Raw genomic sequence first — 25,740 nt, forward strand, 5'->3', positions numbered from 1 at the left:
GCATGAGCGATATCCGAACCCGAGCCCTGGCCTGCCGCGACGCGGCTCCCGCGATCGCCATGCTGGATGCCGAGGCCCGCCGCGCCCTGCTGCGCGACATGGCCGCAGCGGTGGATGCGCACGCCGAGGCCATCCTGGCCGCCAACGCCAAGGACATGGCCGGTGCCGCCGACAAGGGCGTGCAGGGCGCCATGCTGGACCGTCTGAAGCTGGATGCGACGCGCGTCGCGGCCATCGCCAACGCCGTGCGCGAAGTGGCCGACCTGCCGGACGTGGTTGGGCAGGTTACCCGGTGCGAGAGCCGTCCGAACGGCCTGGCCATCGAGCGCGTGCGCATTCCGCTGGGCGTGGTAGCGATGATCTACGAGGCGCGCCCCAACGTCACCGCCGACGCCGCCGCGCTGTGCATGAAGGCGGGCAACGCGGTGATCCTGCGCGGCGGCTCCGAGGCGCTGCATTCCAACCTCGCCATCGCCGCCGCCCTGCACGAGGCGATGGACAAGCACGGCGTGCCGCGCGAGGTGCTCACCATCATGGACGACCTGCGCCGCGAGGCGATGGTCGAGCTGCTGCAGTTGAACGACATCGTGGACCTGGCGATCCCGCGCGGCGGCGAGGGTCTGATCCGCTTCGTCACCGAGCACGCGCGCGTGCCGGTGATCAAGCACTACAAGGGCGTGTGCCACCTGTACGTGGATCGCGAGGCCGATCCCGACGTGGCGCTGGACCTGCTGCTGGACGGCAAGACCACCCGCACCGGCGTGTGCAATGCGCTGGAGACGCTGCTGGTGCACAAGGACATCGCGCCGGATTTCCTGTCGCGCGCCGCCGAGGCGCTGCGCGCCAAGGGAGTGGAGCTGCGCGGCGACGAGGCCAGCCGCGCGCTGGCCGGCGACATGAAGGCAGCCACCGAGGACGACTACGCCGCCGAGTTCCTCGACCTGATACTCGCTGTGCGCGTGGTCGACAGCGTGGACGAAGCGATCGCCCACATCCGCCGCTACGGCTCGGACCACACCGAGGTGATCGCCACCCGCAACGAGGCCACGGCGGCGAAGTTCGTCCATGCGCTGCGCTCGGCGGTGATCATGGTGAACGCCTCCTCGCGCTTCTCCGATGGCGGCGAGCTGGGCCTGGGCGCAGAGATCGGCATCTCCACCACCCGCCTGCACGCCTACGGGCCGATGGGTGCCGAGTCGCTCACCATCGAGCGCTTCATCGTGCGCGGCCAAGGGCAGGTGCGACATGCGGAGAGCCGTAGTCGCTGAAACCCTTGTAGGAGCGTACCCTGTGCGCGACCAAACGAGGCGGCCAGCCCGGTCGCGCACAGGGGGCGCTCCACAGGGGCCGAGTGCGCACGCCGGCATGACGGCGCCACGGCACTCGGTGTAACCGCCCCTCCCACCCGACGTGATTCCCGCGAAAGCGGAATCCTCAGGTCCCCCCACGGCCGTCATTCCCGCGAAAGCGGGAATCCACCTTGCTCTTGCCTCAAGATCAAAATGGATGACCGGCATCCGCCGTTGAAAAGCACTTCCCGCTTTCGCGGGAATGACGGCTTGGAGAGTTCGCCGTTTGCGGAAGGGGGGGGGGCACGTTATAGAGCAGGCGTTTGGCGAGGTCAGGCCGGCCGCCAAAAAAAGAAGGGCGCCCCAGCGGGCGCCCTCCGTATTCCACCTGCAATGAAGGTCAGTAACCCGCCGCCAGCCCCGCCGGCCGCCGCCGATCGTTGGCGCCTTCCAGCAGACCGGTCTTCGGACTGCGCAGGATCGCCTCATCGGCGCCCCAGGACTGCACTTCCTTGAACTTGTAGCCCATGTCCTCGAGCTCCTTCTTCACCGCGTCGGTGAGCAGGCCCGGTTCGACGATGACCGCGTCGGGATACCACTGGTGGTGCATGCGCGGGGCGTTCACCGCCTGCTGCATGTTCATGCCGTAGTCGATCACGTTGGTGATGCTCTGCATCACCGTGGTGATGATGGTGGAGCCGCCGGGGCTGCCGGTGACCATGAACAGCTTGCCGTCCTTCAGCACGATCGTCGGTGCCATCGAGCTCAGCGGGCGCTTGCCGCCTTCGACCTGGTTCGCCTTGCCCTGCACCAGACCGAAGGTGTTCGGCACGCCGGGCTTGGAGGTGAAGTCATCCATCTCGTTGTTGAGGAAGAAGCCGGTGTCGCCGGCAATCTGTCCGACGCCGAACAGGTAGTTGATGGTGTAGGTGACCGACACCGCGTTGCCGTCCTTGTCGACTACGGCGTAGCTGGTGGTGTCCATGCCCTCGGTGGCGCCGAGGCTGCCCTTGACCTGGGTCGACGGCGTGGCCTTGTCCGGATCGATGGTCGAGCGTAGCTGGTCGATGTGCTTGTCCGAGAGCAGCACGTCGATCGGGTTCTTCACGAACGCCGGATCGCCCAGGTAGTTGTTGCGGTCGGCAAAGGCGCGGCGCTCGGCCTCGATGGTGAAGTGCAGCGCACGGGCCGAGCCGTAGCCCCAGTCCTTCAGCGGGTAGGGGGCGAGCAGCTTGAGGATCTGGCACACCGTGACGCCGCCGGAGCTGGGCGGCGGGTCGGACACTACGGTGTAGCCGCGGTAGCCGCACTTGATCGGGGTGTCCCAGTGCACGGTGTAGTCGGCGAAGTCCTTCATGCTCAGCAGGCCACCGTTGGCCTCACTGGCGGCAACCACCTTGCGGGCGATGTCGCCGTGGTAGAACGCTTTGGTGCCGTCCTTGCTGATCTCCTCGAGGGTCTTCGCCAGCTGCGGCTGCACCAAGTGGTCGCCGACCTGGTAGGGCTGGCCGTTCTTCAGGAAGATCGCGCCGACGTTCGGATACTTCTGGAAGTCTTTGGTGCGCTCGCCGAGGATGTTCACGTCACCCTGCTGCAGCACGAAGCCCTGCTTCGCCAGCTTGATCGCCGGGGCCATGACCTGCTGGCGCGAGAGGCGACCGTACTTCTTCAGCGCCTCGTCCATGCCCATCACGGTGCCGGGCACGCCCACGCCAAGGTACGTGCCGGTGCTCTTGCCGGGCACCACGTTGCCCTTGTCGTCCTGGAACAGGGTCGGGCCGGCCCTCAGTGGGGCCTTCTCGCGGAAGTCGAGGAACACGTCCTTGCCGTGCGCTAGGTGGATCAGCATGAAGCCGCCACCGCCGATGTTGCCGCAGCACGGATGCACCACCGCCAGCGCGTAGCCCACGGCCACCGCAGCGTCCACGGCGTTACCGCCGCGCTTGAGGATGTCCACGCCGACTTCGGTCGCCAGGTGCTGGGCGGACACGACCATGGCGTGCTTCGCGGTGACCGGCTGGTCTTTCGACAGGTCGGCCAGGGTGGTCGGGGCGGCGGTGGCGTCGAGTGCCTGCTTGGGGATGTTGTCCTGCACGGCGGCGGACTGGCCCCAGGTCAGCGGCGCGGCCAGCAGCAGGGCCGCCGCCAGACCGTGGATCAAGGTGTTTCGCATCGATGGCTCCGGAAGGTGGTGGGGACGGGGTGCCGGTTCCCGATGGTAACCGGCACCGGCACGGCGCGCCTCCCTGCCTGCATCCCTGCACGTTCCTGCGATATTCCTGCGGGCAGGGACGTCCTTGCGGCCGGACGTCGCTGCTTCGATTCAGCCCGCGTCGCTCCACGTCCGCACGGCCTCGGCGAAGGCGAGGCAGTCGGCAAAGCGGTTGTACAGCGGCGCCGGCGAGATGCGGATCACGTCGGGCTCGCGCCAGTCGCCGATGATGCCGCGATCGACCAGATAGTCGAACAGCGCGCGGCCGCGCTCGCGCCCGCCGCGCACGCGGATCGACAACTGGGCGCCGCGCTGCGTCGGATCGGCCGGGGTAATGATCTCCAGCAGGTCGGCCAGCTGCGTGTTCACCAGCCACTCCAGGTAGCCGGTGAGCTGCAGCGACTTGGCGCGCAGCCGGTCCATGCCGGCGCGGCGGAAGATCTCCAGCGAGATGCGCAGCGGCACCATCGCCAGGATCGGCGGGTTGGACAGCTGCCAGCCCTCCGCGCCCGGAGTGGGGTCGAAGCTCGGCGCCATCTGGAACCGGTTGTCGCGGCGGTTGCCCCACCAGCCGTGGAAGCGCGGCAGTTCGGCGGTGGCGTGGCGCTCGTGCACGAACACGCCGCCGACCGCGCCCGGCCCGGAGTTGACGTACTTGTAGTGACACCACACGGCGAAATCCATGCCGCTGTCGTGCAGTGCCAGCGGCAGGTTGCCCACCGCGTGGGCCAGGTCGAAGCCGACCGTGCAGCCGCGCGCATGCGCCAGCGCGGTGATCGCCTTGAAGTCGAACGCCTGGCCGGTGCGGTACTGGATGCCCGGCAGCAGCACCAGCGCCACGCGGTGGCCGTGTTCGGTCAGCGCACGCTCGATGGCGTCCATGGTCAGCGTGCCGTGCGGGCCGTCGCCCTCCAGCTCGATCAGTGCATCGGCCGGATCGAAACCATGGAAGCGGATCTGCGATTCCACTGCGTAGCGATCGGTGGGAAACGCGCCGGCTTCAATCAGGATCGCCGGGCGCTCGGCGGTGGGGCGGTAGAAGCTGACCATCATCAGGTGCAGGTTCACGCCCAGCGTGTTCATCGCGACCACTTCGACCGGCCTGGCGCCGACCAAGGCGGCGAGGTCGTCGCGCAGGTAGTCCTCGTAGTTCAGCCAGGGCGCGCGGCCCTTGAAGTGGCCCTCGACCGCCAGCTCACCCCAGTAATCGAGCTCGGCGCTGAGCGCCGGCCGTACCGCACGCGGCTGCAGGCCTAGCGAGTTGCCGCAGAAATAGTGGCCTTCGCGGCCCTCGTGCGGCGGGATCAGGAATTCGTCGCGGAAGCCGGCCAGCGGGTCGGCGGCATCCTGTGCCTGCGCCCAGGCGGACGCGGCTTCGTAGGTGGGGGGCATGACGCGGTTCCGGCAAAAACAGCCCCGAAGGTTACCGCGTCGAAGCCTATTTCCCCAGCCGGTCGGCAATCCCCTGGCAGCCCTTGTCAAACGCCGCCTGCCAGGCCGCACCGGCCTGGGTGGACGCCGGACGCAGGCAACGCAGCTGGATCGCATGACCATCGCGGTACCAGTAGTGCTCCACGTAGGCCATGGTTGAGCCGGCTTCGTTGGCGGTGTAGAGGAAGTTGTCCGGACCGCCGGTGTTGCTGACGCTGCGGATCGCCTGGTAACCCGGCAGGCCTTGCGCCTTCGAGCTGGCCTGGCTGACGTACTGCTGGAAGCCGCCCATGTCGCCGACCTGCTTGACCGTCACCGAGACACGGGCGAGCGTGTTGCGCGCGGTGGGCGAGGGATCGGGCACCTGGAACACGCGGACTTCGGGATCGCCCTGGGTCTCCATGATCCCGATCCAGTTGTCCGGGGTGCTGAACGAGACGGTGCCATTGGCCATGGTGACGTCGGTGGCGAACAACGGGCCGCTGGCGAGCAGGGCAGTGGCGATCAGGGCGAGGCGGGACAGGTGCATGCGGGCTCCGGGCGGGGCCGGGTTCGGCCGGGTCGGGAAGGGTGTCCCCCAGCATAGCCGCAGCGGGACGCCCTGCGTGCCGATGCCCGTCACAACCGGAGGCCCGTCCGGGGCAGGATAGGGATGTCGGCCGCGGCGTATACTCGGCCGGCTGTTTTTGGAGATGGGGGGATCCGTGAGCGATCGCGGCGGTGGCGATTTCTGCAAGTCCGGGCCGATCCCGCTGGAAGCGGTGATCGTGGCCTCGCGCACTGGTCGGTCCGGAGAATCACAGCGGACGTCGTCCGTGCATGACCGCCCCCCGCCCCTTCAGCGCCTGCGCCCGCTGCTGCATGGCAAGGGAACTGGTTGCGCGTCCCGGCACCGGAAGCCCTCTCCGGACTGGTTTTCGTGCGGGGTGGAGCCCCGCGTTGTCTTGCGATGAACGGATTGATCGACCGATGAATACGCTGGAAAAGCAAGCCGAAGTCACCCGTCTGCTGCATTCGGCACAGGCCGGCGATCCGGATGCGCTGGACGAGGCGTTGCGGCAGATGTACGGGGCCCTGCACCGACTGGCCGGCGCCCAGCTCCGCCAGAACAGCAGCGAGCGCACGCTCAGCGCCACCGCGCTGGTGAACGAGGCCTACCTCAAGGTGTTCGGTGGCAGTGGCACTCCGGAGTGGGAGAACCGAGGCCACCTGCTGGGCGTGGCCGCCCGCGCCATGCGCGAGGTGCTGGTCGATTCCGCCCGTCGGCGACAGGCGTCCAAGCGGCCGCAGTCGGTCGACCGCATCGAGCTGTCGGAGATTTCCGGCGCGCTGGCGCACCAGATCGACTACGCCGCGCTGCTGGAGTGCATGGAGGCGCTGGAACAGATCGACCCGCGTCAGGCCAGCATCGTGTCAATGCGCTTCTTCGTGGGTCTGACCGCCGAGCAGATCGGCTCGGCGATGGGCATTTCCCCGGCCACCGTGCAGCGCGAATGGCGCATGGCCCGGGCCTGGCTGCAACGCGAACTCGAAGGCTGAGGGCTCTTCCCGAACGAGCTTTTGCCTTGCGTGCGACGCGCAGGGTTCCGTCGGCGTGCCCTTCGCAATCCAGGCCGAAAAAGTGAACGAAGCCTGAATATTGGCTGAGATGGGCTGACCAAGACCGCGGTCCCGCCGCGCACTAACCCGGTGGAGGGGCTCGCAACGCCCCGACGAACACGCTCGCTAGGGCACGTTCCGCATCGATCGGCGGGACTCCGGTGGCGGTCGGTTCCATTTCTGCAGCCAGGGGGGCATCGCATGGCGTCACGTACGGGAGATGCGGCGGGTTTCCGCGGCGTTCCGGTCGTGTCGTGCGTGCCTGCCCGGGTCCGTCCTCATCACCGGTAGACCCTCTTCGAAGGAGACATCGCATGGCCAAGCAAAGCAGTCAGAAATTCATCGCGAGAAACCGCGCGCCGCGCGTGCAGATCGAGTACGACGTCGAGGTCTACGGCGCGCAGAAGAAGGTGCAGGTGCCGTTCGTGATGGGCGTGATGTCCGACCTGTCCGGTGCCAACAACGCCGAACTGGCGCCGGTCGAGGATCGCAAGGCGCTCGAGATCGACGTCGACAATTTCGACCAGCGCCTGCAGTCGATGAAGCCGCGCGTTTCCTTCGCCGTGCCCAACACGCTGACCGGCGAGGGCAGCCTCAACGTCGACATCACCTTCGAGAGCATGGACGACTTCTCGCCGGCCGCGGTGGCCCGCAAGGTCGCGCCGATCGCCAAGCTGCTCGAGGCGCGTACCCAGCTGGCCAACCTGGCCACCTACATGGACGGCAAGGCCGGTGCCGAGAAGCTGATCGCCCAGGCGATCAACGATCCGGCGCTGCTGCAATCACTGGCGTCGGCACCCAAGCCCGGCGACGAAGGCAAGGACGGGGAGTAAGCAGACATGGCAACCGAGAAACTGGCCGAACAGGGCGCTGCCGCCACTGCCGAAGCGAGCGATTTCGCGGCGCTGCTCAACAAGGAGTTCAAGCCCAAGAGCGAGCGCGCCAAGGAAGAGGTCGAGTCCGCCGTCCGCACGCTCGCCGAGCAGGTGCTGAGCAAGGCCGACATCGTCTCGGACGATGTGACCCAGACGATCAATGCCTACGTGGCCGAGCTCGACCGCAAGATCAGCGAGCAGCTCAACCATGTCATGCACCACGAGGATTTCCAGAAGCTGGAGAGCGCCTGGCGCGGCCTGCACTACCTGGTCAACAACACCGAGACCGACCAGCTGCTGAAGATTCGCGTCATGAACATCTCCAAGAAGGAGCTGGGCAAGACGCTCAAGCGCTACAAGGGCACCGCCTGGGACCAGAGCCCGATCTTCAAGAAGGTGTACGAGGAAGAGTACGGCCAGCTCGGTGGCGAGCCCTATGGCTGCCTGGTCGGCGACTATTACTTCGACCACAGCCCGCCGGACGTGGAGATGCTGGCCGGTATTGCGCAGGTCGCATCGGCCGCGCACGCGCCGTTCATCGCCGCGGCCAACTCCAGCCTGATGGGTATGGAGAGCTGGAACGAGCTGTCCAACCCGCGCGACCTGGCCAAGATCTTCTCCACGCCGGACTACGCCTCCTGGCGTTCGCTGCGCGAATCGGAGGATGCCAAGTACCTCGGTCTGGCGATGCCGCGCACGCTGGCGCGCCTGCCGTACGGCGCCTCGACCAATCCGGTGGAGGAGTTCGACTTCGAGGAAGACACCGCCGGTGCCGACTCGTCCAAGTACACCTGGCAGAACGCGGCCTACGCCATGGCGGTGAACATCAACCGCTCGTTCAAGGAATACGGCTGGTGCTCGCGCATCCGCGGCATCGAGTCCGGTGGCGCGGTGGAAGGTCTGCCGGTGCATGCCTTCCCGACCGACGACGGCGGCGTGGACATGAAGTGCCCGACCGAGATCGCGATCACCGACCGCCGCTCGGCCGAGCTGGACAAGATGGGCCTAATGCCGCTGGTCCACCGCAAGAACTCGGACATGGCCGCGTTCATCGCCGCGCAGTCGCTGGCCAAGCCGGAGGAGTACGACGATCCGGACGCCACCGCCAACGCCGCGCTCAGCTGCCGCCTGCCGTACCTGTTCGCCGCCAGTCGCTTCGCGCATTACCTGAAGTGCATCGTACGCGACAAGATCGGTTCGTTCTCCAGCCGCGACCAGATGCAGAGCTGGCTGACCAACTGGGTCATGAACTACGTCGACGGCGACCCGGCCAACTCCAGCGAGGAGACCAAGGCGCGCAAGCCGCTGTCGGCCGCCGAGGTGGTGGTGGAGGAGGTCGAGGGAGCACCCGGCTACTACACCTCCAAGTTCTACCTCAAGCCGCACTATCAGCTCGAGGGACTTACCGTCTCGCTGCGACTGGTATCGCGCCTGCCGTCCGCGGCCAAGGCCTGATCCTCCGGCGCGGGGGGGCGCCCCCGCCGCGCCGGTATGCGACAGAAGCGGTTCATGGATGCGACGGGGAACGGTCGCTTCCTGCAGTGCCCACGGCGGCCACAGGCCGGCGACGTTCCCTTCAAGCAACCACGGATCGACCGGTGCGGGTGCGTTCCCGAACGGCGTCATCCATCCATCACAGGTGATCGAGGAGAGGTTCCATGGCATTCGACATGCACATCAAGTTCGGCTCGGGCAAGGTCAAGATCGAAGGCTCATCCAAGCACAAGAAGCACACCGGCGAGATTCCGATCCTCGCGTGGTCGTGGGGCGCCAGCAACACCGGCGACCTGCACGGCGGTTCGGGCGCCAGCGGCGGCAAGGCCCATGTGCAGGACATCTCCGTCACCAAGTACGTCGACACCAGTTCCAGCGCGCTGCTCAACGCGGTGTGCACGGGCGGTCGTATCGACCAGGCCTGGCTGTACGTCACCAACGCGACCGGCGAGCAGACCGACTTCCTCACGATGGAGCTGAGCGAGGGCATCCTGGTCACCTCGTACTCCACCGGTGGCAGCGGCGGCGAAGATCGCCTTACCGAGAACATCACCCTGCATTTCGGCAAGTTCAAGTACTCGTTCCAGCCGCAGGACGACAAGGGTGCCGCACAGGGCGGTTCGAAGGACTTCACCTTCGACATCCAGGCGGTGGCCGCGGCCTGACGGCCAGGGCCTGCACGCGTCCTTCCTGCTGACCAAGGCGTTCTTCAAGTGGAAAATTCCGCGGAAAACCTGCTCCGGGACGGCCGGCTGGACGAGGCGCTGCAGGCCCTCACCACCCAGGTGCGGTCGCATCCTTCCGATGCGCCGCACCGCGTTTTCATGTTTCAGCTGCTGGCCGTGCTCGGCCAGTGGGAGCGGGCACAGAACCAGCTGAAAGTGGCCGGTGAACTGGATCCGGCCAATACGCTGATGGTCGGTGCCTACCGCGTGGCGCTGGCCGGCGAGATGCAGCGCGCCGAAGTCATGGCCGGGCGGCGCTCGCCGGTGATGATCGGCGAGCCCGAACCCTGGATCGCCCTGCTGCTGCAGGCATTGAAGTTGACCGCGGAAGGCCGGATCGCCGAGGCGCAGGCGTTGCGCGGCGAGGCTTTCGAGCAGGCGCCGACGGCGGCTGGCAGCATCGACGGCGTGCCGTTCGAATGGATCGCCGACGCCGATCCTCGCTTCGGTCCGTGCCTGGAATTGATCACCCAGGGCGGCTACGCCTGGGCGCCGTTCTCGCGCATCCAGTCGCTGTCGTTCGACGAGCCGAGCGACCTGCGCGACAAGGTGTGGTCGCCGGTGCAGATCACCTGGACCAACGGCGGCCAGGCGATCGGCTTCGTGCCATGCCGCTATCCGGGCGCCGAATCGGCATCCGAGCCGGCGCTGGCGCTGGGCCGGCGCACCGACTGGATCGACCTCGGGCACGACCTGCAGATCGGTGCGGGGCAGCGCATGCTGGCCACCGACGAAGGCGACTACCCGCTGCTGGACGTCCGCTCGATCACCTTCGACCACGACTGAGCGGGAGACCGCCGTGGCCGAACTGACCACCCAGGAACGGTTGCAGCCCTCGCTGCTCGACCGGCTTACCGACGACGAACCGGGCCAGCGCGAGGAGAGCCGCGAGAAGCGGGTGATCTCCGCCAGCCGGCTGCGCGAGTGCGTCACCCGCGACATGTCCTGGCTGCTCAACTGCGTGAACCTCGGTGTCGACGAGGAGCTCGCCGACTTTCCGGAAGTGACCCGCTCGGTGGTCAACTTCGGCATTCCCGATCTCACCGGCTCGGCGCTCTCCGGCGTCGACGCCGCCGTGCTGCAGCGGCAGATCCGCGCGGCGATCGTGGCGTTCGAGCCACGGCTGATCGCCAGCACGCTGCAGGTCACGGTCAACATGGACACCGATCGCATGGACCGTCAGTCCCTGGTGTTCAACATCGAGTCCGACATGTGGGCGCAGCCGATCCCGCTGAAGCTTTATCTGAAGACCGAGGTCGACCTGGAGACCGGCACCTTCCACGTGACGGAGGGCTTCGGCTGAGCGTGCCATGGACCCCCGCCTGATCCGCTACTACAACCGCGAGCTGCAACACGTCCGGGAGATGGGCGGCGAGTTTGCCCGCGAGTACCCGAAGATTGCCGGTCGCCTGGGCCTGGAAGGCTTCGAGTGCGCCGACCCCTACGTCGAGCGCCTGCTGGAGGGCTTCGCTTTCCTCGCCGCGCGCGTGCAGCTCAAGCTCGACGCGCAGTACCCGGTGTTCACCCAGCACTTGCTGGAGATGGTCTACCCGCACTACCTCGCGCCGGTGCCGTCGATGGCGGTGGTGCAGTTGCAGCCGGACCTGAAGGAGTCCGCGCTGGCCGGCGGCCACGTCGTGGCGCGACACACCGCACTACGCAGCCAGACTGGTCGCGACGACCGCACTGCCTGCGAGTACCGTACCGCACACGACGTCACGCTGTGGCCGCTGGAGCTGGCCGAGGCGAAGTATTTCGAGACGCCGGCTGCGGTCGCCGCGGCGGGCATCCCGATCCCCGAGGGCAAGCCGGTCCGCGCCGGCCTGCGGCTGAAGTTCCGCGTCACCGCCGGCGTACCGGCCCATGCGCTGGCGCTGGACCGGCTGCCGATCTTCATCGCCGGCGCCGACGAGCTGCCCAAGCGCCTGTACGAGCAGGTGCTCGGCAATGCGGTCGGCTACCTGGTGCGGGCCACGGGCGCCAGCGGTCCGGTCAGTGCCAGCTATCCGGCCGAGGCGATCCTGCCGCGCGGGTTCGCCGACGAGGAGGCACTGATTCCGTACACGGCGCGCTCGTTCAGTGGCTATCGCCTGCTGCAGGAATATTTCGCCTGCCCGGAGCGTTTCCTGTTCGCCGAGTTCACCGGGCTGCGCCAGGTACTGGCGCGCTCGCAGGGCAGCGAATTCGAGATCGACGTACTGCTGGACCGCAGCGTGCCGCGCCTGCACAACGCCGTGGATGCCGGCAACTTCAGGCTGTTCTGCACGCCGGCGATCAACCTGTTCCCGCGTCGCGCCGACCGTATCCATCTGCAGGCCGGCAAGAGCGAGTACCACGTACTGGCCGACCGCACCCGGCCGATGGATTTCGAGATCCACTCGATCAGCGAGGTCGACGGCTTCGGCGACCGGCAGGAGCCCGAGTTGCGCTTCCAGCCGTTCTACGGCTGCGACGAGCGCAGCTGGCACAGTGGCACGGCCGCCTTCTACACGGTGCGCCGCGAGCCGCGCCTGCTCTCCTCGCGTCAGCAACTGCACGGTGCGCGCTCCAGTTACGTCGGGCACGAGCTGTTCGTCTCGCTGGTCGATGCGCGCGACGCGCCCTACTCGACCTCGCTGCGCCAGATCGGCATGCAACTGCTGTGCACCAACCGCGATCTGCCGCTGCACATGCCGGTAGGCAAGGGTGCGACCGACTTCACCATGGAAGCCGGGGCTCCGGTCCAGGCGATCCGCTGTGTGGCCGGGCCGACCAAGCCACGCGCACCGACGGCGACCGGCGAGACCGCCTGGCGCCTGCTCAGCCACCTGCAGCTCAACTACACCTCGCTGCTCGGCGAGGGTGCCGACCAGGGCGCCACCGCGCTGCGCGAGATGCTCACGCTGTATTGCGACGAGTTCGACTCCGGCGCCCGCCGCCAGATCGAGGGCGTGAAGTCGGTACGCTCGGCGCCGATCGTGCGACGCATCCCGGTGCCCGGACCGATCAGTTTCGGCCGCGGGCTGGAGATCACGCTGACCTGCGACGACAGCGCGTTCGAAGGCACCGGTGCCTACCTGCTCGCGTCGGTGATGCAGCACTTCTTCGCGCGCTACGTCTCGGTGAATTCCTTCACCGAGACCGTGCTGCGCACCCTGGAACGCAACGAGGTGGCCCGATGGCCGGCACAGCTGGGCAAGCGCCAGACCCTCTAGCGCCGCTCGCGGCGCTGCGGGACGAGCCGGAACGCTTCGATTTCTTCGACGCGGTCCGGCGGATCGAGTGCGCGCACCCGGACAAGCCGCGACTGGGCGAGTCGACCAAGCCGTCGGAAGACCCGGTGCGGCTGCGCCATACGCCTTCGCTGGCCTTTTCGCCGCGCACCCTCGACCGCTTCGAGCCGGCCTCCAGCGAGCAGCCGCATCGCCTGTACGGCCTGTTCCTCGGCCTGTTCGGTCCGAACGCGCCGCTGCCGCTGCACCTGACCGAGTACACCATCGATCGCCAGATCAACGCGCGCGACCGCACGTTGAGTGCGTTCGCCGACATCTTCCACCACCGGATGATGAGCCTGTTCTACCGCACCTGGGCGGACGCGCAACCCACCGTGCAGTACGACCGGCCGAAGCAGGACCGCTTTGGAGGCTACATCGGCGCGCTGGTCGGCCTGGCGACCCCGCATGCCGGCGATCGCGACGCGATGCCCGATCGCTTCAAGCGCTTCTTCGCCGGCCGCCTGCTGACCCAGGCGCGCAGCCCGGAAGGGTTGCGCCAGCTGCTGCAGGATTTCTTCCGCGTGCCGGTGCGGGTGCTGGAGTACGTCGCCGAGTGGATGCGCCTACCGGACGAGTCGCACTTGCGGCTGGGCTTGTCTCCGCAGGTGGCCGGGCTGGGCCGCACGGCGGTGCTGGGTGATGCGGTATGGGAGGCGCAGCAGCGCTTCCGCCTGCGCATCGGGCCGCTCGATGCCGCTCAGTTCCGTCACTTCCTCCCGGGGGAGGAGGCCTTGCAGCAGCTCGTCGCCGCGGTCAGGACCTACGTCGGCGATGAAAAGGCCTGGGATGTTCAGCTCGTGCTTCGGCGCGAGGACGTGCCGGTCACCCGCCTTGGCCAGTCCGGCCGCATGGGACTGACCACCTGGCTTGGGCGGCGCGACCAGCTTACCGATGCCGACGACGTCGTGTTGCGTCCTGCGGGCTGAGGGTGACGCGCATGCCGAAGATCACCACCGATTTCCGATTCCTGCCCTGCGCCCCGCGCGCGGGTGACTACCGCTAACCTCGCAAGGATCCACGCCATGGCCGACATCAGCCGCAGCGCCCTCTTCGGCAAGCTCAACAAGCTCGCCTACCGGGGCATCGAGAGCGCCACCGTCTTCTGCAAACTGCGCGGCAACCCGTATATCGAGCTGGTGCACTGGATCCACCAGATCCTGCAGCTGCAGGACTCGGACCTGCACCACATCGTCAAGCAGTTCAACCTCGATCCGTCCAACCTGGTGCGCGATGTCACCGACGCGCTGGACCGCTTGCCGCGCGGCTCCACCAGCATCTCGGACATCTCCAGCAACGTGGAGGAGGCGGTCGAGCGCGCCTGGGTGTTCGCCACGCTGATGTTCGGCGAGGCGCAGGTGCGCACCGGTTACCTGGTCGTCGGCATCCTGCAGACGCGCAGCCTGCGCAATGTGCTGGCGGGCATCTCGAAGGAGTTCGAGAAGATCAAGCTGGAGACGCTCACCGACAAGTTCGCCGAGGTGGTTGCGGGCTCGCCGGAAGACAGCTTGAGTGCGTCGGATGGCTTCAAGATGGGCGGCGCCGTGCCCGGCGAGGCCAGCGGCGCGATGGGCCCGGCGCAGATGGGCAAGCAGGAGGCGCTGCGCCAGTTCACCGTCGACCTCACCGAGCAGGCGCGCAGCGGCAAGCTCGATCCCATCGTCGGCCGCGACGACGAGATCCGCCAGGTGGTCGACATCCTGATGCGCCGCCGGCAGAACAACCCGATCCTGGTCGGCGAGGCCGGCGTGGGCAAGACCGCGGTGGTGGAAGGCTTTGCCCAGCGCATCGTGCGCGGCGACGTGCCGCCATCGCTGAAAGAGGTGGAACTGCGCGTGCTCGACGTAGGCCTGCTGCAGGCCGGCGCCAGCATGAAGGGCGAGTTCGAGCAGCGCCTGCGCTCGGTGATCGAGGAAGTGCAGGCCAGCCCGAAGCCGATCATCCTGTTCGTCGACGAGACCCACACCCTGGTCGGCGCCGGCGGCGCGGCCGGCACCGGCGACGCGGCCAACCTGCTCAAGCCGGCGCTGGCCCGCGGCACCCTGCGCACCATCGGTGCCACCACCTTCGCCGAATACAAGAAGCACATCGAGAAGGACCCCGCGCTGACCCGCCGCTTCCAGACCGTGCAGGTCGACGAGCCGAGCGAGGAGAAGGGCATCCTGATGATGCGCGGCGTCGCCAGCGTGATGGAGAAGCACCATCGGGTGCAGATCCTGGACGAGGCGCTGGAGGCGGCGGTGAAGCTGTCGCATCGCTACATCCCCGCGCGCCAGCTGCCGGACAAGGCGGTCAGCCTGCTCGACACCGCCTGCGCCCGCGTCGCGGTGAGCCAGCACGCGGTGCCGCCGGAAGTGGATGACACGCGCAAGCGCATCGAGGCGCTGGAGACCGAGCTGGCGATCATCCATCGCGAGAAGACCGTCGGCGTCGACGTGGCCGAGCGCGAGGCCTCGGTCAACCAGAAGCTGGCCGTCCAGCGCGAACGGCTGGAGAAGGTAGAGGCCGATTGGGCTGCCGAGAAGGTGCTGGTGGAGCAGATCCTTGCCATCCGTGCCAGGCTGCGCGGCGACAGCGCGCCGGTCGAAGGCACCGGCAGCAAGCTGGAGGCTTCCGCCGAGGCGGCCGCCGTAGCCGAGGATCCCGCCACCGCCGTCGAGTTCGACGATGCCGCCCGCGCCGCTGCGCTGGAGGAGCTGAAGACCCTGCAGGCCCAGCTCACCGAACTGCAGGGCGAGAACCCGCTGATCCTGCCCACGGTCGACATGGTTGCCGTCGGTGCGGTGGTCTCGGACTGGACCGGCATCCCGGTCGGCCGCATGGTCAAGAGCGAGCTCGAGACCGTGATGAATCTCGCCGGCCTGATGGGCAAGCGGGTGATCGGCCAGGACCACGCGATGGAGATGATCGCCAAGCGCATCCAGACCTCGCGCGCCGGTCTGGACAACCCGAACAAGCCGATCGGCGTGTTCATGCTTGCCGGGACCTCCGGCGTGGGCAAGACCGAGACCGCGCTGGCGCTGGCCGAGGCGCTGTACGGCGGCGAGCAGAACGTCATCACCATCAACATGAGCGAGTTCCAGGAGGCGCACACCGTCTCCACGCTCAAGGGTGCGCCTCCCGGCTACGTCGGCTATGGCGAAGGCGGCGTGCTGACCGAGGCGGTGCGGCGCAAACCTTATTCGGTGGTGCTGCTGGACGAGGTGGAGAAAGCCCATCCGGACGTGCACGAGATCTTCTTCCAGGTGTTCGACAAGGGCGTGATGGAAGACGGCGAAGGCCGCCGCATCGACTTCAAAAACACCTTGATCCTGCTCACCACCAATGCCGGCACCGAGATGATCGCCAGCATGTGCAGCGACCCGGACCTGATGCCGGACCCGGAAGGCATGGCCAAGGCGCTGCGCGACCCGCTGCTGAAGATCTTCCCGCCGGCACTGCTCGGCCGCCTGGTCACCATTCCGTACTACCCGCTCAGCCCGACCATGCTCGGCGAGATCGTCAAGCTGCAGCTCAACCGCATCAAGAAGCGCATCGAGGGGCGCTACAGGATCCCGTTCGAGTACGGCGACGACGTGGTCAAGCTGGTGGTCGAGCGCTGCACCGAGAGCGAGTCGGGCGGCCGCATGATCGACGCCATCCTCACCAACTCGATGCTGCCGGACATCAGCCGCGAGTTCCTCAACCGCACGATCGAAGGCAAGCCGATCGAGAAGGCGAGCGTGGGTGTGAAGGATGGGGAGTTCAGCTATGCATTCTGAGTTTTCCCGGGCTCCGGGCGGGATCGGTCCGGACAGAGTTCGGGCGCATGGAGGCGTGGGCGTATCGGCGGGCCAGCTGATGGATGACCGGATGCGGGAAGCGATGAATCTTCATAGGCGGAGGCTGCGCCCGAGGGACGATCGATGAACGACTACAAGAAGCTGATGAAGTTTATCGAGGCCCAAGCGCTGCTCGCTCCGGTCTCCCCGGGAGAGTCGACCCGCGACCTCTACACCTATTTTCACGAGAAGCTGGACAACCCGTCGAACGATCGCGGTGACGTGAGGGAAATGGCGAACCGGGCCCTGCGGGTGGCCGGGCTCAGGCCGCGGAACTCAAGTCAGGCCTCAACCCTGGATGCACCGGAAAACGCGGATCTCAGGGCCCGCGCCGCTGCGCTTATGGCGATGTCGATCATTCGCGACATGAGCGAAAACGAACTGACCAGCCAGTACGCGCGTCTGCGCAAGCTGAACCAGTCGGCCGTGCTGTCCGAGCTGCGCGTGACGCTCAAGAAGGGCGACGTGGTCCAGTCCCGGAAACATCCCAGGCTGGAGATGAAGAATTTTTCCAGCGCCGGTACGCGTGCAAGCATCTGGAAGCATGAGATCGAGGATGCCTATGAGAAGACGCACGGCATGCTCCTTCAGTGCGAAATGCGTTTCCTGGTCGGCGGCACCGCGTTGACGGGGCCCCTCGATACGGCCTTCAGGGCGTACTTCGGGGATCCGGCGGCAGTCGTCGATACGTCGGCTCTTCCGTTCAGCGACGCGTCGAAGCCGGTGTGGACGCCGTCGAATCAGACGCGGCTCGAAGTGGTCCGGGAGGTGATGCGCAGGGTCTGCAGGAACTTCGTGCGGCAATCCATCCGCATCTACTTCGGTGGACGCAGCATCGATGACGGCACGTATGCCTACGTCAGCGGGAAAACCAATCCCACCAAGATCCATGTCGGCGGGCAGTTCTTCACCAAGGTGAAGGAGGGGCTTGCCAGCGAGGCCGGCACCATCGTGCACGAGTGCACACATACCTTTGCCGGAACGAAGGATCACAAGTACCGCGACGATCCCTGCAAGCAGCTGGCGATCAACGATCCGGCCAAAGCCCTGGCCAATGCCGACAGCTACAAGTTCTTCGTCGAGGCCGCATTCGGATCGTGACCGGGCGGTGGCGTGCAGGGAGGTCGCTGGCCGCGTTCATCCTTCAGCACGCCCCGCCACCGCGGTGCCGGGGGGGAATCAGGAGTCGGAGCTGGGCGGATGCACCTGGTTCCGCAACCCCTGGCGGCAACCCAGCCGAGCTTCCCGTGAAGGGTTGCTGGAATGAGTGCTCCAAGGCCTGGATGCCGGGAGAGAGCAAGGGGATTCGGGCCGACGCCAGCGGTTGTTGGCGCGAGGTACCAAGCAATGCATGTCGGGCGGGCGATCAGAATGCCTGCTGCAGACGCCAACCATGGGGTGATAGCCGTGATCGAATACTACGACCTTGGACCGGACAAGAAGCTCAACGAAATCGTGATGGCCGGAAGCCACGACGCCGGCATCACCGGCGGCGGGAGCAATGTGCAGACCCAGGACCGGGACATCTACGAGCAGGCCAAGGCCGGCGTTCGCATCTTTGACCTGCGCATCGCGCTGGCGACGACAGGAGGAACGCACGACGGCGCAAAGCTCGCCGAACTGAAGGCCTTCCATGCCGACAAGAAGCTGGTGTCGAACAAGACGACCACCCGCCACGTGGGTAGCCTGGGCACCACCCAGCAGGTTGAGCGGAGCAAGCTGCGAGGCGGCGCCTTCGGCATGAACCTGAGCAACATGCTCAGTCAGGCCAAGCGCTTCGTCGATGAAAATCCGAACGAGTTCCTGTTGCTGAAGTTCGACAAGTCGACGAACTGGCTGCTGATCGCCGAGGCCTGCGTGAACTATCTCGGCAGTGCGCTGTACACCGGGGGCGGCAATCTCAATACCAAGACCTTGCGCGACCTGCGCGGCAAGGTCGTCCCGCTGTTCGTCGAGTCCGGCATGCAGGCCCTTCGCTCAGCGAACGTCAACGGTCCGGGTATCGGCATCCTCGGCATCAAGAACATGAAGGACGACAAGGGCGGCTACAACGACCGCTACGAAGGCATCCAGTACTACGGCAAGGGCGGCACCAATCCCTTCAGCCCGTTCAGGAAAACCAAGCAGAACGTCAGCAAGCAATCCGACCTGATGAAGAAGGGCGGCCAGGGCAACCCCGCCGTCATGGGCATGATGTACTGGACCAGCACGGGCCTGTTCGAGAGCATCAAGGACCGCAACGATGGCATGTGGGCGCAGCCCAACGTGGACAAGCTCAAGCGCATGTGGTCCCAGGGGCTGGAACAGGCGATCCAGGATCGCGCGGGCAAGTACGCGCAGATCAATGGCTTTGGTGGAGGGCAGCGGCTGAAGGCGTTCCTGCCAAATTTCGTGATGATCGATTTTGCCGACCCGACGAAATGCGGGGAGATCTTCGAGCTCAACACGACGCCGGTTACGGTGATGGTGGATGCATTCGGCCTCGGCCAGCACCGTATCCGCCAAGCCTGAGAGGAGAGGGCGGGATTCTCGCAGTGAGGAATCCGCCGCGGGTTTCGGGACATGCGCCGGTATCCGGCATCCCGGCAGGCACCCGCCCACATCCGTGACGGGCGTGGGCGGGATGATTCGGGGGCAGGTGGTTCCAGGGAGCAGGGAGGGAAAAACGCATGGCGGCAGACAGCTTCGAATACGAGGTGGCAAGGGGGACGCGAAATTCGGCCGATCCGCATGACGACCCCGGTGTGCGCTGCGCGGCCGGTGGGCGGCGCGCGGTGAAGGAAACCGACCCGAATCGGATTCCGATCATCCGCGAGTGGGAGTACGCATCCGGTCGCGTCATCGCCTTTTCGAAGATCGACTCATGCCTCGGTGCCATCCAGATCGCCGACAACCGCATGCTGAGGGGTGCGCACTTCTCGATGTTCGCTTCCGGCGTGCCCTACGACACGGCGCAGTTCGCGGCGGCGATGGCCGCCGCAGGCTTCCAGCTGAACCTGCCGATCCTGTATTTCGGCGGGGGTGTCCAGGACTGGCTTCAGGGCCTGGGCATGAATGCCTACATGGGCGTTGGCCCGTTTGCACATCCGGTCGCCGACGCCGCCCAGCGACAGTGGATCTTCGAAATGGACAACGGTGCGTTCACCTACCACTCGATGGCCTAGCACGGGCTGCCTTACGCAGACTGCGCGCGACACGCCGGATCGGGAGAGCCGGATGATGGGAAGATCAGCGGACAGGCGGGGATTCCGGCGATGGTCGCCGGTATGGCTGGCGTTGCTGGCACTGGCTGCGATGGGAGAGGTACGGGCGATGGGAAAGATGTGCATGTTTTCCGCGGTGCAAGGTGTGGTGACCGAGCACGGCAAGCCGGTGCAGGGCGCGGTGATCCGGCGCGGCTTCTTCTGGCACTGGAAGAGCGAGCGCGGCTCGGACGAGGCGACCACCGACGAACAGGGGCATTTCGCATTGCCCGCGATATGGCGCAGTTCGCTGTTCGGAGCGTTGCTGCCGCATGAACCGGTGGTGGAACAGCAGATATCCATCGAGTACGGCGGCAAGAGCTACGTGGCATGGAGTTTCATGAAGGGCTCGTATCAGGAGAACGACGAGCTCTTCGGGCGTCCGCTGGAGCTGCGCTGCCCGCTCGAGAACGAGCCGGTCAGGCATCGGCTCAAGGAAGACCATGTCGAGCACGACATTTTCGGGATCTGCGAACTGCCCTGAACAACCTCCGGACAAATGGATACTGTCATGACGGACTTCACGCCAACAGAAGCAGCACGCATCGCCAGGGGCGTCTACGGCCTGCGCACCGAAACCGTATCGGGACTGGCACGAGATCATCGCGATCTAGGCTGCGAGGGCATGTTCGCGGTTGACGACAGTTCGCGCTTTGTCGGCCGCTCCGGTGGCCTGGTCGTGTGCAAGAAGCTCACTGGCTTCGGTTACATCGCCGCCGGCGAGGGACGCCGGCAGGGCGAGGTGCTGATCGCGACGCGCGGCACCGACATGCCGCTGGACTGGCTCAGCAATTTCAACATCGGCGTACAGATCGGACCGGGCGGACATCTGGTTCATGCAGGCTTCCACGACATCTGGAAATCGTTCGCCGCCGACATCGCCGAATTCCTGCGCGGGCGCAATCCGTCGGTGATCCACTGCGTGGGGCACAGCCTGGGCGGAGCCCTGGCCAATCTCAATGCCGACTACCTGAGCAGCAAGGGTGTGGGGAGCGTGCGCCTGTACACCTTCGGTGCACCACGTGCCGGTACGGTGCCATTTGCCCGCGCGCTGACCCGGCGGGTCGGAGCTGCCCACATGTACCGTGTCCACCACCGTTCGGATCCGGTGCCGATGATCCCGGTTTTTCCCTTCCAGCATGCGCCCGTCCACGGGACCATGTACGAGCTGACCGGCCGGCACACGGGCCTGATCAACAGCCAGGCGCATTCGATGCTGGGCAGTTACATGCCGGGTGTCGACGAACTGGGCTGGCTGGCGCTGGCCCGGCAGGGACAGGACGCCATGGCCGACGCGCACACGCAATCCTGGCTCGACCAGGTCGCCGGGGGCGGTGGCGGGATCGTCCCGTTCGGCGCCCGCGCCCTGCAGATGATCGGCCGCGCGCTGGGCTGGTTGCTGCGGCAGGTGCGGAATGTCCTGGTGGGCGTGCTGGGAACGGCGGCCACGGTGGGAATGACGGTGCTCGACCAACTGGCCTGGATGATCAGCCAGGCGGCACAGCTGTCGATCAGCGTGTCTTCCTACGTTGGCACGTTGATCGCCGCGATCTTCCGCTTCCTTGGCCGCGCCGTGGTGACCGGCGCGTCGATGACGATGGCCTTCGTGCGCTGGGTGCTCGACCTGCTCTACAGCAGCCTGGGCAATGTCGCCCGGCTCGCGCTCTCCGTGCTGGATTAGGGGGCAGGCAAGGCATCCGCCAGACCTCATCGCCCCCGCGGGATGCCCGGTAAGGCTTTCCTGCCTGCTGGACGGTTATGAGATTGGATCGGTGGGGGGAGCTGCCCTTGACCGGCGCAGGGAGCTCGCCCCCCCGCTGCCGGTCGCGGCCGTGCCAGCCCCCGGCGCGGAGCGGCCGCTCTCGCCCGCGGGCGATCGTGACGGCGTGATCAATTCCGCGGGTCTTTTACGCACCTAACCATGGAGCGCCATGCCGGCCGGTCGTCGCAGACGGGCCCGGGCGCGCAGCCATGGGGGAGGTGCCGGATGTTCCAGTCATGCCGTTCGCTTGCATTCGCCGCGCGTCGTGACGCGGATGCGGGGCGCTGAGCCATGCCGCAACCCGCAGCCCGCGTGAGCGATATGCACGTCTGCCCGATGGTGACTGGCGTGGTGCCGCACGTCGGTGGCCCGGTCAGCCCTCCCGGCAAGCCGACCGTGCTGATCGGCGGTCTGCCCGCCGCCCGGATGGGCGACATGGCCATCTGCGTGGGGCCGCCGGACACCATCGTGATGGGGGCGCCGACCGTGCTGATCGGCGGCCAGCCCGCCGCGCGGATGGGTGACACCTGCTCGCATGGCGGCACCATCGTGCTGGGCTGTTTCACCGTGCTGATCGGTTGAGGGGAATTCCATGCGTTCCGCGACCCGCTCGATCCCTTCCCGTCGCAAGGCCCAGCCGCTGTCCCCGGCGGGCCGGGCATTTGCCAGCCAGCTACAGGAAGCCATGCGGGTACACCAGGCCGGCGACCTGGACGCGGCCGAGCGCCTGTACGGTGAGGTGCTCGAGCTGCATGCGGCGCAGCCCGATGCGCTGCATTTCCTCGGCGTGCTGGCCCATCAGCGCGGTCGCAGCGACGAGGCGGTGCTGCTGATCAGCTCGGCGCTGAAGATCATTCCGAAGCACCCGGACGCGCACAACAACCTGGGCAACGTGCACAAGGAGTGCGGCCGGCTGGCCGATGCCGAGCGCTGCTACCGCAGGGCGCTGGCCTGCGCGCCGGAGCACTACCAGGCGCAGAGCAATCTCGCCGTGGTACTGGAGGCGCAGGAGCGGCTGGACGAGGCGTTCGAGGCGTACTCGAAGCTGATCCAGCAGGCGCCGACCTACGCCCATGGCTACTACCGGCTCGGCCTGTTCCTGCGCAACTACGCTCAGAACGAGGAGCATCTGCAGCAGTCGGCCGAATGCTTCCGCGAGTCCTACCGGCACGATCCGGCCAACGTGCGCGCGCTCGAAGGGGTGGGCGTGGCGCTGTACATGCTCCATCGGCATGACGAGGCCGCCGATGTCTATCGCCAGTGGCTGGAACGCGAGCCGGACAACCCGGTGCCGCGCCACATGCTGGCCTCCTGCGGTGCCGCCGAGGCGCCGCCGCGCGCTGCCGACGACTATGTGCGTGACGTCTTCGACGGTTTCGCCGAGAGTTTCGACGAGCAGCTGATCCAGAACCTGGGGTACCGGGCGCCGGAGGTGCTGGTCGGCATGCTCGACGAGGTGACGCCCGTCGACGGCGCCTCGCTCGACGTGCTCGATGCCGGCTGCGGCACCGGCCTGTGCGCGCCGTTGCTGCGCGCGCGCGCACGCCGGCTGGTCGGGGTGGACCTGTCCGGCGGCATGGTCGACAAGGCCCGGCTGCGGGGAGGCTACGACGCGCTGGAAGTGGCCGAACTCACCGCCTGGCTGGAGGCGCATCCGCAGGCATTCGACCTGATCGTCTCGGCCGACACGCTGGTGTATTTCGGCCAGCTCGGCCCGGTGCTCGCCGCCGCCGCCGGGGCGCTGCGTCCCGGTGGCTGGCTGGGTTTCACCCTGGAGGCGGTCGAGGGCGATGACGAGGTGGCCGAGCTCACCTCAAGCGGCCGCTACCGCCACTCCCGCCCCTACGTGGAGCACCTGCTCGCGGGCAGCGGGTTCGAAGCCGTCGTCGTGCGCGAAGACACCCTGCGTCGCGAGGCGGGCAAGCCCGTGCACGGCTGGGTCGTCCGGGCGCGCCGCAGCCACTCACCCGACGGCGCCTGAGCGCACTACGACGGACTCCGCCCATGGCACATGCGATCACCGTAACCAGCGACGTCGAGAGCACCCTCCTGTTCGTCCGCATGAGCGCTACCGAGGGACTCGGGCAGCTGTTCTCATTCGAACTGCACCTGCTCAGCGAGAACGCCGAAGTCGACCTGCGCAAGCTGCTCGGCACGCCGATGGCGGTGAAGCTGGTCGACGAGGACGGCACCACCCGCTACTTCCATGGCATCGTGGCGGAGGCCGAGCAGACCGGCTTCGAGACGATCTCCAAGGTGCGCTACGCCGCCTATCGTGTGCAGCTGGTGCCCAAGCCCTGGCTGCTGTCGCAGAAGATCGACTGCCGTATCTATACCGAGATGGACGTGCCGTCGATCGTCAAGGCGGTGCTCGGCGACATCGGTTACGCCGACGTCAAGCTCAGCCTCACCGGCAACTACCCGCAGCGCGACTACTGCGTGCAGTACCGCGAGAGCGGCCTGAACTTCATCAGCCGGCTGCTGGAGCAGGAAGGCATCTATTACTTCTTCACCCATGCGGCCAACGCGCACACCCTGGTGCTGGCCGACGCGCTGGGCGCGCACGCAGCCACCAGCGGTTTCGAGCATGTGCCGTACTGCCCGCCGACCCAGCGCGGCGGGCGCCAGGCCGGTTCGATGACCCAGTGGCGCACCGCCGAGCAGGTGCGTTCGCTCAAGGTGCAGCTCACCGATTACAACCCGCTCACGCCGAAGACCTCGCTGCTGGGCACCGCGACGCTTAGCGGCTCGGAATACCACGGCGTCGGCGGCCTGGACGTGTTCGACTATCCCGGCCCGCACGAAACCCCGGCGGACGGCAACCGCTACGCGCAGGTGCAGGTCGAGGCGCGCAACGCGCTGCACAAGGCCTGCCACGGACAGACCGACGCCTTCGGCATCGCCTGCGGTGCGCTGTTCACGCTGCAGGATTTTCCGCTGCAGGCGCTCAATCGTGAGTACCTGATCACCGCAACCCGCATCGAGCTGTGCGATCCCGGCTACTACGGCGGCGCGGATGCGAGCCAGGAGCCGTTCCGCTGCGACCTGCAGGCGATCCCCAGCAGCCAGCCGTTCCGCAGCCTGGCCACGGCGGCCAAGCCGCGCATCGCCGGCCTGCAGACCGCGGTGGTCTGCGGCAGCGACACCGACGAGGACATCGCGGTGGACAAGTACGGCCGCGTGCAGGTGACCTTTCCCTGGAACAAGCCGGACAAGCCGAATGCCAAGAGCTCCTGCCCGGTGCGCGTGGCCTCGCCGTGGGCCGGCAAGACCTGGGGCGCGGTCAGCATCCCGCGCGTCGGCCAGGAGGTGGTGGTGAGTTTCCTGGAGGGTGATCCGGACCGTCCGCTGATCATCGGCAGCGTCTACAACGCCGACAACATGCCGCCGTACGCGCTGCCGGACAACAAGACCCAGTCCGGCGTGAAATCGCGCAGCCTGCTCGGCGGCGCCGATGACGCCAACGAGCTGCGCTTCGAGGACAAGAAGGGCTCAGAGCAGTTCTTCATGCACGCACAGAAGGACATGCTCGAGGAGGTCGAGAACGACCACACCGTCACCATCGACCACGACGAGAAGGTCACGATCAAGCACGACCAGGCGCTGGAGGTCGGCAACGACCAGACCGAAACCATCAAGCACGACCGCAAGGTCACCGTGCAGAACGACGACAAGCTCGACGTCACCGCCAACGGCACCACCAGCATCGGGCAGAAGTTCAAGCTGAGCGCCGGTACCGAGATCGAGCTGGTCACGGGTGCATCCAGCATCACCATGAAGAGCGACGGCACCATCGAGATCAAGGGCGTCAACATCAAGATCACCGGCGATGTCGGCGTGAAGATCGAAGGGCAGGTCGAGGTCGGGATCAAGGCGGGCGCCACCATGGACATCGGCGCCGGCGCCAGCCTGAAGGCGCATTCGGACGCGATGCTGGAAGTGGCCGGCAGCGCGATGACCACGGTCAAGGGAGCGATGACCACCATCAAGGGCGACGCGATGACCCAGGTCTCCGGCGCCATCATCATGATCGGCTGAC

At 66.9% G+C, this 25,740-nt stretch carries 21 protein-coding genes; 18 read left to right on the plus strand and 3 right to left on the minus strand.

Going from position 1 to position 25,740, the window contains the following annotated elements; genetic code table 11:
- The first annotated feature begins 2 nt into the window (after positions 1-2).
- Complete coding sequence (locus tag NC595_RS10850; protein WP_253566321.1) at positions 3-1,268, plus strand: glutamate-5-semialdehyde dehydrogenase; 1,266 nt, start codon at positions 3-5, stop codon at positions 1,266-1,268.
- Positions 1,269-1,689: 421 nt separating this feature from the next.
- Here NC595_RS10850 and ggt read toward each other — a convergent pair whose 3' ends face one another.
- The 3 genes from ggt to NC595_RS10865 form a co-directional block, all read right to left on the minus strand.
- Positions 1,690-3,462, minus strand: coding sequence for a gamma-glutamyltransferase (gene ggt, locus NC595_RS10855; protein ID WP_253566322.1), 1,773 nt, complete (start codon positions 3,460-3,462; stop codon positions 1,690-1,692).
- Positions 3,463-3,612: 150 nt separating this feature from the next.
- Positions 3,613-4,893, minus strand: coding sequence for a kynureninase (kynU, locus tag NC595_RS10860; RefSeq protein ID WP_253566323.1), 1,281 nt, complete (start codon positions 4,891-4,893; stop codon positions 3,613-3,615).
- Positions 4,894-4,939: 46 nt separating this feature from the next.
- The gene (locus NC595_RS10865) at positions 4,940-5,461 is read right to left on the minus strand and encodes a hypothetical protein (RefSeq protein WP_253566324.1); all 522 of its coding nucleotides are present in this window, start codon (positions 5,459-5,461) and stop codon (positions 4,940-4,942) included.
- Positions 5,462-5,901: 440 nt separating this feature from the next.
- Here NC595_RS10865 and NC595_RS10870 point away from each other — a divergent pair, with 440 nt between their 5' ends.
- From NC595_RS10870 to NC595_RS10950, 17 genes are all read left to right on the plus strand, one after another.
- Complete coding sequence (locus NC595_RS10870; RefSeq protein ID WP_253566325.1) at positions 5,902-6,471, plus strand: ECF-type sigma factor; 570 nt, start codon at positions 5,902-5,904, stop codon at positions 6,469-6,471.
- A gap of 374 nt (positions 6,472-6,845) precedes the next feature.
- The gene (tssB, locus tag NC595_RS10875) at positions 6,846-7,364 is read left to right on the plus strand and encodes a type VI secretion system contractile sheath small subunit (RefSeq protein ID WP_253566326.1); all 519 of its coding nucleotides are present in this window, start codon (positions 6,846-6,848) and stop codon (positions 7,362-7,364) included.
- A gap of 6 nt (positions 7,365-7,370) precedes the next feature.
- Positions 7,371-8,861: a type VI secretion system contractile sheath large subunit gene (gene tssC / locus NC595_RS10880; protein ID WP_063671875.1), complete on the plus strand. Its 1,491-nt coding sequence runs from the start codon at positions 7,371-7,373 to the stop codon at positions 8,859-8,861.
- Positions 8,862-9,064: 203 nt separating this feature from the next.
- Positions 9,065-9,565 (plus strand): Hcp family type VI secretion system effector, encoded by a 501-nt coding sequence (locus NC595_RS10885; RefSeq protein WP_017462835.1) that lies wholly within the window; start codon positions 9,065-9,067, stop codon positions 9,563-9,565.
- A gap of 48 nt (positions 9,566-9,613) precedes the next feature.
- On the plus strand, positions 9,614-10,411 hold the full coding sequence (locus tag NC595_RS10890) for a type VI secretion system accessory protein TagJ (protein WP_253566327.1): 798 nt from the start codon (positions 9,614-9,616) through the stop codon (positions 10,409-10,411).
- A 13-nt stretch (positions 10,412-10,424) separates the two neighbouring features.
- Positions 10,425-10,928, plus strand: coding sequence for a type VI secretion system baseplate subunit TssE (gene tssE / locus NC595_RS10895; RefSeq protein WP_253566328.1), 504 nt, complete (start codon positions 10,425-10,427; stop codon positions 10,926-10,928).
- 7 nt (positions 10,929-10,935) lie between these two features.
- Complete coding sequence (gene tssF, locus NC595_RS10900; RefSeq protein WP_253566329.1) at positions 10,936-12,819, plus strand: type VI secretion system baseplate subunit TssF; 1,884 nt, start codon at positions 10,936-10,938, stop codon at positions 12,817-12,819.
- Positions 12,783-13,805, plus strand: a complete 1,023-nt coding sequence (gene tssG, locus NC595_RS10905) for a type VI secretion system baseplate subunit TssG (RefSeq protein ID WP_253566330.1) — start codon at positions 12,783-12,785, stop codon at positions 13,803-13,805. Before tssF ends, tssG begins: the two co-directional genes overlap by 37 nt.
- 96 nt (positions 13,806-13,901) lie before the next feature.
- Positions 13,902-16,637, plus strand: a complete 2,736-nt coding sequence (gene tssH, locus NC595_RS10910; protein ID WP_253566331.1) for a type VI secretion system ATPase TssH — start codon at positions 13,902-13,904, stop codon at positions 16,635-16,637.
- Positions 16,638-16,781: 144 nt separating this feature from the next.
- Positions 16,782-17,798, plus strand: a complete 1,017-nt coding sequence (locus NC595_RS10915; protein WP_253566332.1) for a M35 family metallo-endopeptidase — start codon at positions 16,782-16,784, stop codon at positions 17,796-17,798.
- A gap of 246 nt (positions 17,799-18,044) precedes the next feature.
- On the plus strand, positions 18,045-19,208 hold the full coding sequence (locus NC595_RS10920) for a phosphatidylinositol-specific phospholipase C domain-containing protein (protein ID WP_253566333.1): 1,164 nt from the start codon (positions 18,045-18,047) through the stop codon (positions 19,206-19,208).
- Between the two features lie 158 nt (positions 19,209-19,366).
- Positions 19,367-19,861, plus strand: a complete 495-nt coding sequence (locus NC595_RS10925) for a hypothetical protein (protein WP_253566334.1) — start codon at positions 19,367-19,369, stop codon at positions 19,859-19,861.
- A 163-nt stretch (positions 19,862-20,024) separates the two neighbouring features.
- Positions 20,025-20,423: a DUF6795 domain-containing protein gene (locus NC595_RS10930; RefSeq protein WP_253566335.1), complete on the plus strand. Its 399-nt coding sequence runs from the start codon at positions 20,025-20,027 to the stop codon at positions 20,421-20,423.
- 27 nt (positions 20,424-20,450) lie between these two features.
- Complete coding sequence (locus tag NC595_RS10935; protein WP_253566337.1) at positions 20,451-21,620, plus strand: lipase family protein; 1,170 nt, start codon at positions 20,451-20,453, stop codon at positions 21,618-21,620.
- A 372-nt stretch (positions 21,621-21,992) separates the two neighbouring features.
- Complete coding sequence (locus NC595_RS10940) at positions 21,993-22,283, plus strand: PAAR domain-containing protein (RefSeq protein WP_017462846.1); 291 nt, start codon at positions 21,993-21,995, stop codon at positions 22,281-22,283.
- A gap of 103 nt (positions 22,284-22,386) precedes the next feature.
- Entirely contained in the window at positions 22,387-23,682 is a 1,296-nt protein-coding gene (locus NC595_RS10945) for a tetratricopeptide repeat protein (RefSeq protein ID WP_253566821.1), read from the plus strand.
- 23 nt (positions 23,683-23,705) lie between these two features.
- Positions 23,706-25,739 (plus strand): type VI secretion system Vgr family protein, encoded by a 2,034-nt coding sequence (locus NC595_RS10950; RefSeq protein ID WP_253566339.1) that lies wholly within the window; start codon positions 23,706-23,708, stop codon positions 25,737-25,739.
- Position 25,740: the final 1 nt, after the last annotated feature.

Origin of the sequence: Dyella lutea, from assembly GCF_024158035.1 — a bacterium.
Taxonomy (GTDB): domain Bacteria; phylum Pseudomonadota; class Gammaproteobacteria; order Xanthomonadales; family Rhodanobacteraceae; genus Dyella_A; species Dyella_A lutea.